Source organism: Pontibacter sp. T17 (assembly GCF_057219875.1).
Genome location: NZ_JBXVVW010000002.1, coordinates 1 through 15,812, shown reverse-complemented (window position 1 = coordinate 15,812; position 15,812 = coordinate 1). Strand labels below are relative to the sequence as shown.

Genomic DNA, 15,812 nt, shown 5'->3' with positions numbered 1-15,812 from the left:
CGGACGCTACGTCTAACTTTGCGGCCGCCACTGGCACCGCAATACAAGGCGTACTATGAATATCTCCTATCAATGGCTGAGGCAATACCTGCCTCTGGAAGAATCTCCTGAAAAGCTGTCGCACCTGCTCACCATGGCCGGGCTGGAAGTCGAGGGCATTGAGGAGTTCGAGCAGGTAAAAGGCAGCCTCCGTGGTGTAGTAGTTGGCGAAGTGCTCACCTGTGAGAAACACCCCAACGCTGATCGCCTGAAGGTTACCACCGTGCGCCTGGCAGCTGGCGCAGATCCCGTGCAGATAGTATGTGGCGCACCCAATGTGGCCGTGGGCCAAAAAGTGCTGGTGGCTACCGTCGGTACAACGCTCCACCCTGCGGGCGCTGAGAAGCCATTGGTGTTGCAGGATTCCAAAATCCGGGGCGAGGCTTCCAAGGGAATGATTTGCGCAGAGGACGAGCTGGGCTTGGGCACCAGCCATGATGGCATCATGGTACTACCAGCCGAAACACCTGTGGGTATGCCTGCCGCTGAATATCTGAAACTCTACAGCGATCAGGTGTTCTCCATCGGCCTCACGCCAAACCGCACCGACGCCATCAGCCACTACGGTGTAGCCCGCGACCTTGCAGCCGTACTGAACAAAAAGGCCCAACTGCCCAGTATTCCAAGCCTGCAAACTGATGGCCCCTGTCCGGTAGTGGTTACCGTGACCAATCCAGCTGGTGCGCCGCGTTACACTGGCCGTGTCATCACAGACCTGAAGGTTACCGACAGCCCAGCCTGGTTGAAGCAGCGCTTGGAGGCCATTGGCCAGCGCTCCATCAACAATGTGGTGGATATCACCAACTACGTGCTGCACGAGCTGGGGCACCCGCTCCATGCATTTGACCTTGCCCATGTTGCCGGGAACAAAATCGTAGTGGGCCCCGTAGCCGAAGGCACGGCCTTCACGACGCTTGACGGTGTTGAGCGCAAGCTCTCGGCCAACGACCTGTTGATCAGCAATGCGCAGGCACCCATGTGCCTTGCGGGCACAATGGGTGGGCAGCAATCGGGCGTAACGGAAAGCACCACCGCAATCTTTCTGGAAGCTGCTTATTTCGACCCCGCAACGGTGCGGACACAAGCGCGTCGCCATGGCATCCACAGCGATTCTTCTTACCGTTTCGAGCGCGGCGTAGATCCCAATACCGTTCTGTTCGCATTGGACCGTGCCACAGCTCTCATACAGGAAGTGGCAGGCGGCAAGGCATCGGTGCACATGGACACCCACCCGCAGCCGTTCCCACAGGCCGAGGTCGTTCTTTCTTTCGACCACGTGCGCACCCTGATTGGCAAGCCGCTGACGGATGCCGAAATCAGCGACCTGCTGAACCGACTGGAGATGCCCCACACGCCCGCTGGTGATGGCAACATGCGGGTACTGATTCCAACGTACCGTGTGGATGTAACACGCCCTCAAGATGTGATAGAAGATGTGCTGCGCATTTACGGCCAGAACAATGTAGCCCCCGCGGCCCGTATCAACGCATCGTTGCCGGCGCAGGCCGCCCGCAATGCGGCGGCGTTCCGCGAACGCGTAGCCAACCTGCTGGCGGGAGCTGGCTGGCTTGAAGCCCTGAACAACTCGCTGGTGCCACTCAGCTGGGGAGATGAAGCCACTGCTGTGCGGCTGCTGAATCCGCTGAGCGAAGAGCTCACTGCCATGCGCCAGAACCTGCTGATGGGCCTCCTGGAGTCTGTCAGCTACAACCTGGCCCGCAAGAGCCAGCAGCTGGCGCTCTTTGAAACTGGCAAAATCTATTTCCAGAGTAACGGAAAGCGCTTTGAGCAGTGGCGGCTGGCACTGGCCCTTACCGGCCCTGTGCACGAGGAGCACTGGCGCATCAAGCCCCATCCTGCTGATTACTTCACGCTGAAAGGCAACCTGCACCGCCTGTTCGGCCGATTGGGCCTTTCTGTCGAAGAGGCCGTGCTGGCCGACGATTCCAATTATGCCTATGGTGCCACCCTGAAAGTGGGTAAGCAGGTAATAGGCAAGTATGGCGCCGTCAGCAGCCAGCTGTTGCAGCAGTTTGACATTCGCCAGCTGGTGTATTTCGCCGAACTGGACATCGAGAAGCTGGAGAGCCTTTGCAGCAACCAGAAGGTGGAGTATACCGAACTGCCCAAGCTGCTGCCCGTTCGCCGCGACCTCAGCCTCGTAGTGCCCCGGGCCGTCACGTTTGCAGCTATTCGCACAGCCATTGCCCAGGCCAACACAGCACTGGTACAATCGGTGGACCTGTTCGATGTATACGACAAACTGGGCCCCGATCAGGTAAGCTATGCGGTATCTGTTACGGTGCTGGACCGCAATAAAACCCTTACCGACGAAGCTGTGGACAAGCTGATGCAGCGCGTTATGCAGAAACTGGGCGAACTGGGCGTAACCCTCCGCTCCTGATTCACACTGGCGCTGACACAACTTCGCAGCCCCGTTGGAGATAGTGCCAGCGGGGCTGCACTGCTTTGTAACTTCCAGCGTTAGTTTTACACTATGCAGTTTCAGCTGAGTTCAGAGTTTCGCCCCAGTGGAGACCAACCCGAAGCCATTCGCCAGCTGGTGGAAGGGCTGGAGAACGGCGAGCCCCACCAGGTGCTGTTGGGGGTTACCGGCAGCGGCAAAACCTTCACGATGGCCAACGTCATCCAGCAGGTGCAGCGCCCTACCCTGATCCTCAGCCACAATAAGACACTTGCGGCCCAGCTCTATGCCGAGTTCAAGCAGTTTTTCCCAAACAACCTGGTAGAGTTCTTCATCTCCTACTACGACTACTACCAGCCCGAGGCCTACATCCCAACCTCTGACGTGTACATCGAGAAGGACCTGGCCATCAACAACGAAATCGAGAAACTGCGCCTCCGCGCTACCTCTGCCCTGCTTTCCGGACGGCGCGACGTCATCATCGTGTCTTCGGTTTCGTGCATCTATGGCATGGGTAAGCCCGAAGACTTTGCCGCGCTGATCTATCCCGTAGAAGCTGGCCAGACCCTGGGGCGCAATGCCTTCCTGCACCAGCTGGTCCAGATGCTGTACGCCCGCAGCGAAATGGAGTTCCGGCAAGGCAATTTCCGCGTAAAAGGCGATACAGTGGAGGTATTCCCAGCTTATGAAGACTATGGCGTCCGGTTCGTGTTCTTCGGCGATGAAGTAGAGAAAATCCAGCGATTTGACCCCATCAACGGCCGCAAGATCGAAGACTGCTCCAGCTTCACGCTCTTCCCGGCCAATCTCTTTGTTACCTCACGCGACATACTCAATAAGGCCGTCTGGGGTATTCAGCAGGAGATGGCCGCACAGGTGGCCTACTTCAATGCAGCCAGCCAGCCCATGGAAGCCAAGCGCATTCAGGAGCGCACCGAGTACGACCTTGAGATGCTGCGCGAACTGGGATTCTGTAAAGGCATCGAAAACTACTCTCGTCACCTAACAGGCCGTTCTCCCGGCGCCCGCCCCTATTGTCTGATTGACTACTTCCCACAGGATTTCCTGATGGTAGTAGATGAAAGCCACGTGAGCATTCCGCAGATACGGGCCATGTATGGCGGTGACCGCTCGCGCAAGCTGGTACTGGTGGAACATGGGTTCCGCCTGCCTTCGGCGCTGGATAACCGACCACTGAAATTCGATGAGTTTGAGTCGCTCGTAGACCAGATCATCTACGTGTCGGCTACCCCTGGCGATTACGAGTTGGCCCGCTCCGAAGGCGTTATTGTTGAGCAGATTGTGCGCCCAACGGGCCTACTGGATCCGCCAGTGGAAATCCGTCCGCTGGTGAACCAGGTAGACGACCTGTTGGCCGAGGTAGACCGTTCGGTGAAGATGGGGCAGCGGGTGCTCATCACTACCCTCACCAAGCGGTTGTCGGAAGAGTTGGCGCGTTATCTGGGCGACCTTGGTATCCGCGCCCGCTACATTCACTCCGATATCGACGCCATTGAGCGTGTGGAGATTCTGCGCGACCTGCGCTTGGGCAAGTTTGACGTCCTGGTAGGCATCAACCTGCTGCGCGAAGGCCTTGACCTGCCCGAAGTGGCCCTTGTTGCCATTCTTGATGCCGACAAAGAGGGGTTCCTGCGCTCAGAGCGGGCTTTCATTCAGATTGCTGGCCGCGCTGCACGTAATGCTGAAGGACGCGTAATTCTTTATGCCGACCGCATAACACAATCCATGCAGAAGCTGTTGGACGAAACCGAACGACGACGCGCAAAACAGATGGCCTATAACACCGAGCATGGCATTACGCCTCAGACGGTGCGGAAATCTATCACCCAGATTCTGCAGGGCGCATCCATTGCCCCAGCCCCTGTGGAACAGCAGATGTTGGACGAAGTGCAGGTACAGAACCTGGCGGCCGACCCGGTACTCTCCAATATGACCGTGGATCAGCTAAAGCGCAGCATCTCCGAAACCCGCAAGCAGATGGAAGCGGCGGCCAAAGATCTGGACTTCATCACTGCTGCCAAGTACCGCGACGAGATGTTCCTGCTGGAACGGCTGCTGGAACAACGCACAAAAGCCTGAGGTGGGCTCAGGCTTCTACATAATCTGTATTGGGTATGTGGAGACTCAGCTGGAGGCGCGTGCGGATTCTGCACCCTGACTCTGATTGCTGCTGACGCCTGACCCAATTGTGTTGGCATTGGCGTACGCCTCCAGCTTATGCGCTTCCTGCCTCAGGGTCAGGTTTTCGAGGTAATCAAGACGCTTTTCAAGGTGGCCAATGGTACCATGCAGGCGCTTCAGTTCAGCCAGCATCTCGCGTGTGACTTCATCGTTTGACTGTTGTGGCAATTGTTGCTGCGGCGCCCGGCTCTGGAAAAAGCTGCGAAAGATACTGCTGAGAGTGTAAGCGGCTGCTAGGGATACCCCTATGATTGCGCCAGCTATTGCTACTTCTGATGGCATGTTGTGAGTGTTTGTGGTTCTAGGAGCCAACCTTAGTGGTGGATCCTGAAGATTCTGTGCGGCTCTCGCCTGTCTCTATTGCATTGGCATTGCCCAGCGAAGACAGCTTTTCGCGTTCACGCCGCAGCTCTTGGCTCTCAATCCGATTCAAACGCTGCTCCAGGCCGGCCATCCCCTCGTGCAGGCGTTTCAGTTCGGCCAGCATTTCACGGTTCACTTCTTCCTGCTGGCTTTGCTGGCGGGAAACGTCCTGTTTGGCACCATCACCAAACCGGGCCTTCATGTACCATCTGGCCAGCGGCAATACCACCGCAGGGGTCATCAAAATGGCAATGATAAAGACAGGAGTCCAGTCGACCATGGTTGTATCAGTTAGTAAGCGTGTGAGTTGGCACCTTTTTCACGCTCAATATAAGCAGCGTCGTGTGCTTTGGTGTGAGTATAGCCCACACTATTCTGCTCGCCTTCCAAGTAAACAATACGGGCTTTCAGTTCGTCAATGGTACCGTGCAGGCGCTTCAGCTCGGCCAGCAGTTCGGTGCTTACCTCATCCGTACGCGGGCTGATGCCCCCGTTCTGCAGTTCCATCTCCCTTGCCTTCAGGTAAGTTTTCGACAAAATTTTGGCAACAGGCACCAACATGAGGAACCCAAAAAACAGCGTGAATGACATGGCGGCTAGAGATTGAGGTGATTTCTGTTAGTCGTTCCCACCAAAGAGTATGGCTGAGTTCTACGGGTTGCATGAAAACAATTTTCCCATTTAGAAACATTTTCCTTACTTGAGGGAAAGAATTCCCAATCCTGTGTCCACTTCCAATTCCGATGACTCGCTCCGCATCTTCGTGGTAGAAGATGACCCGATGTATACGCGGATGCTGCAGTATCTGCTGAAGCTGAATCCCGACCATGAGGTACAGACGTTTCATAGTGGGAAAGAGCTGATAGACCAACTGCACCAGGCGCCGGATGTCGTCATCATTGACTATCAGTTGCCTGATATGACTGGCCTCCAGATTCTGCGGCGCGTCAAAACCACCCTACCGGAAGCCACCTGCATTGTGCTGTCGGGCCAAAAAGAAATCGCCGTGGCGGTTGAGCTGCTTCGTGAAGGTGCCTATGACTACGTCATCAAAGATGAGGACGCCAAAGACCGTATTCTCAATATGGTCCAGATGATAGTCAAGAACAAGAAGCTGGCTCACGAGAACACGGAATTGCGACGCGAACTGGTGAAGACCTACGAATTTGAGAAATCGATGGTAGGTCAGAGCGACAGCATGCAGCAGGTATACCATTTACTGCGTAAAGCTGCCCAATCTGATATCAATGTTTCCATTTTTGGAGAAACTGGTACCGGCAAGGAAGTAGCTGCCAAGGCTATTCATTACAACTCCCGCAGAGCCAAGCAGCCCTTCATTGCCGTCAACATGGCGGCCATTCCGCGCGACCTGATGGAGAGCGAGTTGTTTGGCCACGAAAAAGGCGCCTTCACCGGAGCCATTGCCCGCAGGAAAGGCAAATTCGAGATGGCCGACAAAGGCACGCTCTTTCTTGATGAAATCGCTGAAATGGACATTAACCTGCAGGCCAAACTGTTGCGGGTTATCCAGGAGAGAGAGCTTGTACGAGTAGGCGGCGAGGAAACCGTGAAGTTCGACTGCCGCATCATTGTGGCGACTCACAAAAACCTCGGCGACGAGATCTCGGCCGGCAATTTCCGCGAAGACCTTTACTACCGCCTGCTCGGCCTGTCCATACCCCTGCCACCACTCAGACAGCGCGGACAGGACATTATTCTGCTGGCCAAATTCTTCCTCGACCAATTTGCCGAAAACAATCGCCTTGGCAAACTGAGCCTCTCGGAAGACGCTCGCAAGAAACTGCTTACACACAGCTTTCCAGGGAATGTGCGCGAACTGCGGGCAGCCATTGAGCTGGCGGCCGTAATGGCAGAAAATGGTGTTGTGAGGGCAGAAGACATCACCTTCCACTCACTTCAGAAAGACCTCGACCTGCTGTCGGAAGAACTGACACTAGACGAATACACCCAACGGATTGTTAACCACTTCCTGGAGAAGTATGACCACAACGTAGTAAAGGTGGCCCAGAAGCTGGGAATTGGCAAAAGTACCTTGTACCGTATGCTCAAGCAGACCCAGGAACCTGCAAACACCTGATAACACCGATGCCAGCGCTGCAACTGCACATTCTGGAGCATGGGAGGCATTTCCCCGCCGACTGGCTGGGCAGGCTTCAGGCCGACCTGCCTGAACTGCAAACCACTACCCATTACTACCGCAGTCTGCCCAAGCACTTTGCGGTAGCGGAAGGCAATGCCCATGTGCTGCTGCTAACCGACAGCCTTACCGTCTCAACCATTCAGTTTGCATCGTCATCGGCAGGCGAAGCGGGTGCCACTCTGGTGTTTCGCAAGTTGGCACGCAACGTGCTCACAAGCCCTCTCAGCAATACACTCGGCCGTATTGGGCTGGTACAGTTCGCTGAAACTGATGAAACATATGAGTTGCTGGTGCTGAAGCTGAAGCTGGCCATTCAGCAAAACCGTCGCTTGCAAGATGCCAGACTGGTTACTTCTGCCTGGACGCAGGTATCTCGCATTTCGCAGCCAACTGGCCAGCATCTCAAAGCCATTCTCAACAACCTGCCGACCATTCTCATTGTGCTGGACGAGCAGGGTCGGATACTGTTGAATTCGGGTCGGGGGCTGGAGGCACTGGGCCTCAAAGAGCGCGATTGGTTGGGCCACAATGTGCTTACCGTGCTGGAAGACCGCCCTGAGTGGCAACAGGACTTCAGGCGGGTCATCGCAGGCGACAGCTTTTCCGAGGAGCGAACCTGGGACGACCGCCACTATCACGTCCATTACACCCCCTATTTGGACTCCGAAGGCCGAAACTCCGGCGCCATTGCTGTTGCCATTGACATCACCGAAGCCCAGATAGCACGGCAGGCGCTTCTGCGCCAGCAGGATCTGATGAAATCCATTCTGGATACGCTTCCCATCGGCATCACCATCAAAGACGCGCTTGGCCGGTTTGTATTCGTCAACACCGAAACACAGCGCCAGCTGGACCTGCCGCCAGTGGACATCATTGGCAAAACCGACTGGGATATATATCCTACCGAGATTGCCGCACGCTTTGTGGCTGACGATGCCTCTTCGAGACGTTCGTCAAAGCCTATCGTACGGGAAGAAGACCTTCCCAAGCCCTCGGGGCGGGGTACACGCACCCTGCTGGCGGGCAAAGTGGCCCTTAAGATTGATCCGTCACTGGAGACGCTGCTGTTAGGCTACTCAGTGGACATTTCCGAACGGAAGCGCTTTGAACGGACCCTTCAGGAACAAAGCCACCTGATCCAGACCGTGATTGATGCCGACCCCAATCTGATATTCCTGAAAGATGCAGAAGGGCGCTTTCTGCTGGTTAATCAGGCGGTAGCTGATCTTTTCGGAACAACAAAGGCCGAGTTGATACAACGCCACAATGCCCAACCCGAAAAAGAACACCTGCTGGGTCCACAGGCATTCTTCTCACATATTGACAGACAGGTAATCAAAACCCGGCAGGAATTTATCCTGGAGGAGAATATCACCTTAAAAGATGGTACTGTACGCTGGTTTCAAATGCTGAAGAAACCACTTCAGGATGCAGACGGCCGCGTAAACGTGCTGGGTATTGGAATGGACATCACGCAGCGCAAGTTGGATACTCAAGCGTTGATACATGCCCGAAGAGTGGCAGAAGAGTCTACACAAGCCAAAGAGCGCTTCCTGGCCAACATGAGCCATGAAATTCGGACTCCACTGAATGGCCTGGTTGGCTTGGCGGAACTACTAGACCGCACTCGCTTGGATCCCACGCAGCGCGAATATGTGCTTGCCTTGAAACAGTCAGCATCAGTACTCCTGCTGCTCATAAACGACATATTGGACCTGAGCAAGATTGGCGCTGGCCGCATGGAACTGGAGGCCATTGACTTTGACCTTCAGGAATTGGTAATCCAACTGCGTAACCAGCACTTGAGCCGTGCGGCCGAGAAAGGTATCGGGCTACAGTTCAAGATCAGCGAGCAGATACCCTCAGCGTTACATGGCGATCCGGGACGCCTGGGGCAAATTCTCTCCAACCTCGTCAGTAACGCCATCAAATTTACGGAGAGGGGCTCTGTAGAACTTTCTGTAGACGTACAAGGAATTGAAGAGGAGCAGATTAGACTTGTTTTTCAGGTAAGCGATACTGGCATTGGCATTTCCAGCACTCGGCTCGACTCCATCTTTGAGAGCTTTTCACAGGCGTCGGCAGACATTTCCAGAAAGTACGGTGGCACCGGTCTGGGCTTGGCGATTGTGCGTGAACTCTCCAACCTGATGGGAGGGGGCGTTACCGTAGAGAGCACAGAAGGCAAAGGCTCAGTGTTTACTGTACGACTGCCCTTGAAGCTGGCTGAAAAGCCTTTACCCAGCACAAAAAAGAAAAGCCTGCCCAAGCATAAAGCCAGCCTGCGCGGCGATGTGCTGCTGGTAGAAGACAATGCCGTCAACCGCCTTATTGCAAACAAACTGCTTACTGATTGGGGCCTGACTGTAACCGAAGCAACGAATGGCCTTGAGGCGCTGGAATGCGTTAGAAAGCAGGCCTTTGATGTGATATTGATGGACCTGTCATTGCCAGAAATGGATGGACATGAAGCCACGCGCATAATCCGTCGCGACTTGCCTCAGCCAATCCGTAACACTCCTATACTGGCACTTACGGCTCAGGTCATGTCCAACGAACGTGAGCGGAGTCTCCTATCTGGCATGAATGGTTATCTCGCCAAGCCTTACAACCCTGCCGATCTATTAGACGAGATACTTCGTTTGTGTCCTCACATGCTGACGCAAACCACCCGACCAAATAGGGAAACAGCCCGCCAACGGGTAAGGAGTACTCCCGCTCAGGAGAAGCTGTCACATCCCATGCGTCAGATGGACTTAACCTTTCTGCGCAGCTTTTTTGATGGTGATGAGCGTCAAGTACTGGATATCGTGAAGTTGAGCGAAGAAGTGCTTAAGGAAGAATTGAAAACATTCGAGGCGCTTTCAAAGCAATCAAGACCACCAGCCGATCTTTTACGACTGGCTCACAAGCTCAAAAGCCTGACCCGTCAACTTGGCGCCCGCGTGCTTTCCAATCTCCTGGAATCGCTTGAGAAGTGTAGCCCGAGTAATGAAGCAGAAATCAAACTTCTTGCTGATCAGGCTCTCCTTGATCTTCAAGGACTTTTACATGAACTTAAACAGGAACTCACTCCTACGGGAATTTGATATACGTCTTTGACTGTTCTCTCGTTACATTGTCATATACCGCTACAGCAAATGACTCCTTCAGTTTCAGAAAAGCTCCCGGTCTCTTTCAGCGCTTCGGCCATTGAGGCCCTCCGTAATATTATCCAGAACGACGGCGTCACCTCTGATCAGGTACTACGAGTGGGCGTTAAAGGCGGTGGATGCTCTGGCATGAGCTATGTGTTGGGGTTTGACAGCCCTACCCAGCACGACGACCACTACGAGGTCGAAGGCATTCACATAGTGATGGACAAACGTCACATGCTGTATCTGCTGGATATGCACATTGACTTTCAGGATGGCCTTAACGCAAGAGGTTTTGTGTTCCAGAATCCCAATGCCAAAAGCACCTGTGGTTGTGGCACTTCGTTTTCAGCATAAGAATCTAAAAAGTCTAATAAAAAAGGGAGCGCTGCTCCCTTTTTTATTTCTATTTCCGGTAAGAATGGAGTTCTACAAATTGCCAATCAGACAATTAGACACTCTATAGTTTAACACGTGTAGCCCCGTAGCCAAACTGCTTCTCATCGTCCAGATAAAAGGCTTTGACGTAGCGGTTATGCCGTAGGATTTTATGCAGTTCAGCACGCAACGTGCCATTTCCCAGACCATGTATGAAAGTAATCTCTGGCAACCTGTGAGCGATCGCCAGGCTAAGCATCTGCTCGAAATGCTCCAGCTGATGGCTCAGTATGGCGGCCTTGTCCAGCGACTTATACTCCGCCGTGAGCTTTTCAATGTGCAGGTCCACTACGCGGGGCGGTGGGCCTGATAGCTTGGAGCCCTCATTTCCTGAAGCAATTTCCTGTAGGGTATTCTCCAACTGAGCATCCTTTCCCCACATATGCAGCGGCACAAAGAGGTTGTTGCGGCCAGTGGCAATATTCTGCAACGGCTCGCGCAGCAGTTGCCGTTGCTTCAGCCGAAAATCAACCGAGACTGGTTGCCGGGGCGTAAAAGGCTTGGCCGAGAAATAGAGCCACTCAAAACGCCTGTCGGCGAATTGCTCCATCCAGTCCGAGCCTGCAAGACTGAAGAGAAGTTGCTGTCCTTCAGCCAATAACTTACCAGCGATCACGCCCCTCAACTCACCCGTCCGCAGAATAGAGGTCACTGCAAAGTGAATGTCCAGATCTGTATGGTTGAAGAGCAGTATATCCGTTTTTGTCGGTACCGGGCGGTCAATGACCAAATAGATGCCGGCATCAAGCGAGGCCAGAGGTCCAATATCTGTGCGCCCTTGTGGTGCTCTTTCCGCTTTCTCGGCAGCAGTTTGTGGAGTAGTGCGGGAAATGTCCCTGGAGAGTACTTCTATTTCAAGCCCATCTTCCAACCTAACCAGTATCCGGCCATCGGGGTATACCTGTAATACCTGTCCCTTATCGCGACTATCCAGCAGTTGGATAGGATCTCCTACAGTGAATTCCATCTTCAAAACTACACACTCTGCTGTAGCGAAAGGCAGAAGGTATTCAGATAGGCACCGGCCAACAGCATGCGGCTCCCATACCAGCTGAACATCTCACCGTCAACGACCATGATACGTGCCTGAGGAAGCAGTTTGGCCAACTCGGTGGCATGCTGCTCGGTAAAAGCATAGGGCTCAGAAGAAAGCAGCACCAGCTCTGGCTGTCTTGCTACCAGCTGCTCTAAGGTAAAGGCTGGGTAGCGGCTGCCCTCCACCCGCATGCAGTTCTGTAAGCCCAAATGCGCCAGCACACTGCCAATGTATGTAGTGCTTCCGGCAGCCATCCACGGTTCTTTCCAGATGAGATACGCTGTTCGCAACGGCGGGGAGCCGCCTTGCACCCTATCGAATTCCTGCTTGATGCGTGCTGAAAGTCCTTGCGCGGCCTGCGCTGTGCCAGTCAACAGCCCTACCGTCTCTATCATTGCCAACGCGTCTGGCACGGACTCTACGTTCGTTACATAGACAGGTGCCAGCTGCTGCAACGCTTCGACCATTTCACGGGTATTTTCTTCCTTTTCACAGAGAATGAAATCGGGCCGCAAGGACGCTACCTTACGAAGGTTAACTTTCTTGGTGCCGCCCACCTTAACCACATCTTTTACACCCGCAGCCGGATGAACACACCATTGGGTGATGCCAACCACTTTATCTCCCAAACCCAGTGAAAAAAGAAGTTCGGTTTGGGAAGGGCAGAGGGAAACCATTCGTTGAGGAGAAGCCGGCAAGCTGACTACCCGCCCAACCGCATCTGTAACTGTGATCAGCTCAGTCATTGTGCGGCTTATCCAGCTTCTCGTAAGCAGCCAGAATAGAGCGGACAAGTGGGTGGCGCACCACGTCGCGGGCGGTGAGCCGTACAAAGCCGATTCCCTTGACACCCTGAAGTATTTTCAGCCCCTGGAGCAATCCCGAACGCTGGCTCTTGGGCAAATCAATCTGGGTTTCATCTCCCGTAACGATGATCTTTGACTCCATTCCCAGACGTGTCAGGAACATTTTCAACTGTAACTCGGTCGTGTTCTGGGCTTCATCCAGAATGATAAAAGCGTTGTTGAGTGTACGCCCCCTCATATACGCCAATGGCGCCACTTCAATTACGTTCTGCTCAAGAAAAGCCTTCAGCTTGTCTGCGGAAATCATGTCTTCAAGGGCATCGTACAACGGCCGCAAATACGGGTCTATCTTCTCCTTGAGGTCGCCAGGCAGGAACCCCAGGCTTTCGCCAGCTTCAACTGCTGGGCGAACCAGAACTATTTTCTTTACCCGCTTCTCCTTCATGGCCTTTACCGCAATCGCAACGGCCGTGTAGGTTTTACCAGTACCGGCAGGCCCAATGGCAAAGACAATGTCATTTTCAGCTGCTGCCTCTACCATCTCCAACTGGCCAGGAGTGCGGGCTTTGACACTGAGGGCATTGGGGCCCCGTAGAATCTCCATGCCGTCCGGGGCCACATTGGGCTTTGTACGGCCGGCAAGCATATCTGTGATTCTCCGTTTGTCAACTGGACCAAATTGTTTTACCTCTTGCAGAAGCTTCTCAAGAAGGCCTAACAGCGCTTCCAGCTTCTCTGGATCGCCTAACACCTTCAGGGAATTACCCCTGGCAATGAATTTAACGTCCGGGAAGTGCTCCTTGAAGATATCGAGCTTCTCGTTGTGTACTCCGAAGAAGTCAACTGGATTGACGTCCTCCAGAATCAAATCGCGTTCGAATGAGGCTTGTGGCTGCAAGAAAGGTGCGGCTTTAGTTGAAAGTGACTATAAGTTAGACAGCCTTGGTGCCGAGGCCGCCAGTTTTTGCTTCGTTTTTATCAAGAAGCTTTAATAAGCTTGGCAAACTCATGATGGAACAATGCAATGGTCTCGATTCCAATCAGATAATTAAAAATGCCATAACTCTCATTGGGACTATGTGGCGCATCAATATCAAGGCCAAAGCCCATCAACACCGTAGGCGTCCCGAGAATTTCCTTGAAAAGGGACATAATCGGGATGCTCCCCCCTTCACGTGCAGGAATTGGCTTTTTCCCAAAAGTGGCAGTCATGGCTGCTTCTGCGGCCTTATAGCCGGGGGAGTCCGTATGCGTTAGGAACGGTAAACCTCCGTGATGGTGGGTCACTTTTACCTTAACCGTAGACGGAGCGAGATTAAGGAAATGCCTCTCGAAGAGCGCCGCAATCTTCTCATGGTTTTGATTGGGAACCAAGCGCATGGAGATCTTGGCATGTGCCTTGGAAGGCAGTACGGTTTTACTTCCTTCGCCTGTATACCCTCCCCAGATACCATTTACGTCCAACGTGGGACGAATACTGGCGCGCTCTATCGTAGAGTACCCAGCTTCGCCATTTACATCACTCAACTCCAGTTTGGCATTATACTCTGCCTGACTGAAGGGAATACGAGCTAACTCTGCACGGTCTTCCAAACTCAGCTCCAGAACATCCTCATAAAAACCGGGGATAGTGATGCGCATATTTTCATCGTGGAGGCTGTCTATCATCCGGCACAAAACATTCACCGGGTTATCAACGGCGCCACCGTAAACACCAGAATGCAGGTCACGGTTGGGGCCTGTTACTTCCACCTCCATATACGCCAACCCACGCAATCCGACAGCAATGGATGGCACATCATTGGCAATCATAGAGGTATCTGAAATCAGCAGCACATCTGCCTTCAGTCGGTCTGCGTATTTACGGAGACAGACCTCAAGATTTGCGCTACCTACTTCCTCCTCGCCCTCGATAAAGAACTTGACGTTGCAGGGTAAGCCACCATTACGCATCAACACCTCCAGGGCCTTAATATGCATGTAGGTCTGGCCCTTGTCATCGGTTGCCCCACGTGCGTAGATACGACCGTCGCGTACTTCTGGCTCAAATGCTGGTGATTTCCATAGCCCCAGAGGGTCTGCGGGCTGCACATCATAGTGCCCGTAAACCAAAACAGTGGGCAACTCGGCCGAAACTATAATTTCACCAAAGACCGCAGGATAGCCAGCTGTTTCCCAAAGTTCAACGGTCGGAACGCCTAACTCCTTCAGCCTATCTACCAGATAGCCTGCGGCATTCCTCACATCTTGAGCAAAGCGAACGTCTGCACTGACGCTGGGTATACGGAGCCATCCAAAAAGCTCGTCCAAAAAGCGACTCTGGTGCTCTACTATGTATGATTTAAAGTCAGCGGATTGCATAAAAAAGGGCACTGATAAAGTGCCCAAGTATAAGAAAAGCGGTGAGATACTCAGCCCTTATGCCCATTTCGTTTGGCATTCTCCATCGCATTATTCTTGCTGTCATACCCTTCCGAGGATTTACCGACGATTTCGCCGTTTGACGCGGTCCTGCGCCAACGCCACTCCTTACGAGCATCCTGATAAAATTCCCACTTATCCTTGTCGCTATTGCGAGTAGCATTTGCCTCTGCATCCGATTTACTCTTGTAACCTTCAGATGCAGCACCCACAATTTTCCCATTAGAGGCCTTCCGGCGCCAGCGCCATTCACCGCGCTTGTCTTGGTAGACTTCAATCTTATCGTTTTCGCCTGCCATAGTGATGTAATTAGTTGATGATAACAGAAGTTACCATCTGGCTTGGCACAAAAGCAAAAACTGAAGAAGCAATATCATCCACCACGCATTACAATTTGTATGAGCGCGTGTAGAAAACAAAAAGCCCCTCGATTACGCGAGGGGCTTTAAAGATGGCGACGACCTACTTTCCCAGGTGTTATCCCAGTATCATCGGCGCAGGGCGGCTTAACTACTCTGTTCGGAATGGGAAGAGGTGCACCCGCCCGCTTTGGTCACCTACTCTTCGGTGTCAGTAACACAGGGTTACTGTTGTGACCAGATCTTCTGTGTGTCTCCCGCCATAGGAAACAGCACATGCGGTATAAAGTAAGTATGAAAAACACGAGTGGAAATCGGCAAGCGGTGCGAATCGATTGAATACGCAGGCGCAACAGGCGAACCCAGTAAAGGGGTTTCTATGGAACTCTTTCGGGTAATTAGTACTGCTCGGCTTTGGCATCACTGCC

13 protein-coding genes and 1 rRNA gene are annotated in these 15,812 nt (G+C 53.4%); 5 read left to right on the top strand and 9 right to left on the bottom strand.

The features are described 5' to 3' along the window. The first annotated feature begins 55 nt into the window (after positions 1 to 55). Positions 56 to 2,443, top strand: a complete 2,388-nt coding sequence (pheT, locus tag AC2D8O_RS07965; protein ID WP_484678292.1) for a phenylalanine--tRNA ligase subunit beta — start codon at positions 56 to 58, stop codon at positions 2,441 to 2,443. Positions 2,444 to 2,536: 93 nt separating this feature from the next. Then, positions 2,537 to 4,564 carry an excinuclease ABC subunit UvrB gene (uvrB, locus tag AC2D8O_RS07960; RefSeq protein ID WP_484678291.1) on the top strand — a complete coding sequence of 676 codons (2,028 nt, stop codon included), beginning with the start codon at positions 2,537 to 2,539 and terminating at the stop codon, positions 4,562 to 4,564. A gap of 45 nt (positions 4,565 to 4,609) precedes the next feature. Here the strand turns inward: uvrB and AC2D8O_RS07955 are convergent, their stop codons facing one another. Genes AC2D8O_RS07955 through AC2D8O_RS07945 form a run of 3 tightly spaced genes read right to left on the bottom strand, consistent with a single transcriptional unit; the run spans position 4,610 to position 5,536 of the window. After that, the gene (locus AC2D8O_RS07955) at positions 4,610 to 4,948 is read right to left on the bottom strand and encodes a hypothetical protein (RefSeq protein WP_484678290.1); all 339 of its coding nucleotides are present in this window, start codon (positions 4,946 to 4,948) and stop codon (positions 4,610 to 4,612) included. Between the two features lie 19 nt (positions 4,949 to 4,967). After that, entirely contained in the window at positions 4,968 to 5,309 is a 342-nt protein-coding gene (locus AC2D8O_RS07950) for a hypothetical protein (RefSeq protein ID WP_484678289.1), read from the bottom strand. An 11-nt stretch (positions 5,310 to 5,320) separates the two neighbouring features. Continuing rightward, a complete protein-coding gene (locus AC2D8O_RS07945) occupies positions 5,321 to 5,536 on the bottom strand; it encodes a hypothetical protein (RefSeq protein ID WP_484678288.1) in 216 nt (71 codons plus the stop codon). 217 nt (positions 5,537 to 5,753) lie between these two features. Here AC2D8O_RS07945 and AC2D8O_RS07940 point away from each other — a divergent pair, with 217 nt between their 5' ends. The 3 genes from AC2D8O_RS07940 to AC2D8O_RS07930 are packed head-to-tail and all read left to right on the top strand — an operon-like array spanning position 5,754 to position 10,681. Next, positions 5,754 to 7,127 (top strand): sigma-54-dependent transcriptional regulator, encoded by a 1,374-nt coding sequence (locus tag AC2D8O_RS07940; RefSeq protein ID WP_484678287.1) that lies wholly within the window; start codon positions 5,754 to 5,756, stop codon positions 7,125 to 7,127. Positions 7,128 to 7,135: 8 nt separating this feature from the next. Next, positions 7,136 to 10,279, top strand: a complete 3,144-nt coding sequence (locus AC2D8O_RS07935; RefSeq protein WP_484678286.1) for a PAS domain-containing protein — start codon at positions 7,136 to 7,138, stop codon at positions 10,277 to 10,279. 51 nt (positions 10,280 to 10,330) lie between these two features. Beyond that, entirely contained in the window at positions 10,331 to 10,681 is a 351-nt protein-coding gene (locus AC2D8O_RS07930) for a HesB/IscA family protein (RefSeq protein WP_484678285.1), read from the top strand. 103 nt (positions 10,682 to 10,784) lie between these two features. On the opposite strand, the gene AC2D8O_RS07925 is transcribed toward AC2D8O_RS07930, so the two are convergent. The 6 genes from AC2D8O_RS07925 to rrf form a co-directional block, all read right to left on the bottom strand. Then, a complete protein-coding gene (locus AC2D8O_RS07925; RefSeq protein ID WP_484678284.1) occupies positions 10,785 to 11,729 on the bottom strand; it encodes a Smr/MutS family protein in 945 nt (314 codons plus the stop codon). Between the two features lie 8 nt (positions 11,730 to 11,737). Then, positions 11,738 to 12,544: an ABC transporter substrate-binding protein gene (locus AC2D8O_RS07920; RefSeq protein WP_484678283.1), complete on the bottom strand. Its 807-nt coding sequence runs from the start codon at positions 12,542 to 12,544 to the stop codon at positions 11,738 to 11,740. After that, entirely contained in the window at positions 12,537 to 13,502 is a 966-nt protein-coding gene (locus tag AC2D8O_RS07915; RefSeq protein WP_484678282.1) for a PhoH family protein, read from the bottom strand. The genes AC2D8O_RS07920 and AC2D8O_RS07915 overlap by 8 nt, the downstream gene beginning before the upstream one ends. An 80-nt stretch (positions 13,503 to 13,582) precedes the next feature. Then, positions 13,583 to 14,965, bottom strand: a complete 1,383-nt coding sequence (locus AC2D8O_RS07910; protein WP_484678281.1) for a dipeptidase — start codon at positions 14,963 to 14,965, stop codon at positions 13,583 to 13,585. A gap of 50 nt (positions 14,966 to 15,015) precedes the next feature. Then, positions 15,016 to 15,324: a YegP family protein gene (locus tag AC2D8O_RS07905; RefSeq protein ID WP_484678280.1), complete on the bottom strand. Its 309-nt coding sequence runs from the start codon at positions 15,322 to 15,324 to the stop codon at positions 15,016 to 15,018. A gap of 150 nt (positions 15,325 to 15,474) precedes the next feature. Continuing rightward, a 5S ribosomal RNA gene (gene rrf, locus AC2D8O_RS07900) occupies positions 15,475 to 15,586 on the bottom strand. Positions 15,587 to 15,812: the final 226 nt, after the last annotated feature.

Bases quoted from the DNA above. Each gene is read 5' to 3' on its own strand.
- pheT (WP_484678292.1), top strand. From the start codon at position 56: ATGAATATCTCCTATCAATGGCTGAGGCAATACCTGCCTCTGGAAGAA.
- uvrB (WP_484678291.1), top strand. From the start codon at position 2,537: ATGCAGTTTCAGCTGAGTTCAGAGTTTCGCCCCAGTGGAGACCAACCC.
- AC2D8O_RS07955 (WP_484678290.1), bottom strand. From the start codon at position 4,948: ATGCCATCAGAAGTAGCAATAGCTGGCGCAATCATAGGGGTATCCCTA.
- AC2D8O_RS07950 (WP_484678289.1), bottom strand. From the start codon at position 5,309: ATGGTCGACTGGACTCCTGTCTTTATCATTGCCATTTTGATGACCCCT.
- AC2D8O_RS07945 (WP_484678288.1), bottom strand. From the start codon at position 5,536: ATGGAACTGCAGAACGGGGGCATCAGCCCGCGTACGGATGAGGTAAGC.
- AC2D8O_RS07935 (WP_484678286.1), top strand. From the start codon at position 7,136: ATGCCAGCGCTGCAACTGCACATTCTGGAGCATGGGAGGCATTTCCCC.
- AC2D8O_RS07930 (WP_484678285.1), top strand. From the start codon at position 10,331: ATGACTCCTTCAGTTTCAGAAAAGCTCCCGGTCTCTTTCAGCGCTTCG.
- AC2D8O_RS07925 (WP_484678284.1), bottom strand. From the start codon at position 11,729: ATGGAATTCACTGTAGGAGATCCTATCCAACTGCTGGATAGTCGCGAT.
- AC2D8O_RS07920 (WP_484678283.1), bottom strand. From the start codon at position 12,544: ATGACTGAGCTGATCACAGTTACAGATGCGGTTGGGCGGGTAGTCAGC.
- AC2D8O_RS07910 (WP_484678281.1), bottom strand. From the start codon at position 14,965: ATGCAATCCGCTGACTTTAAATCATACATAGTAGAGCACCAGAGTCGC.
- AC2D8O_RS07905 (WP_484678280.1), bottom strand. From the start codon at position 15,324: ATGGCAGGCGAAAACGATAAGATTGAAGTCTACCAAGACAAGCGCGGT.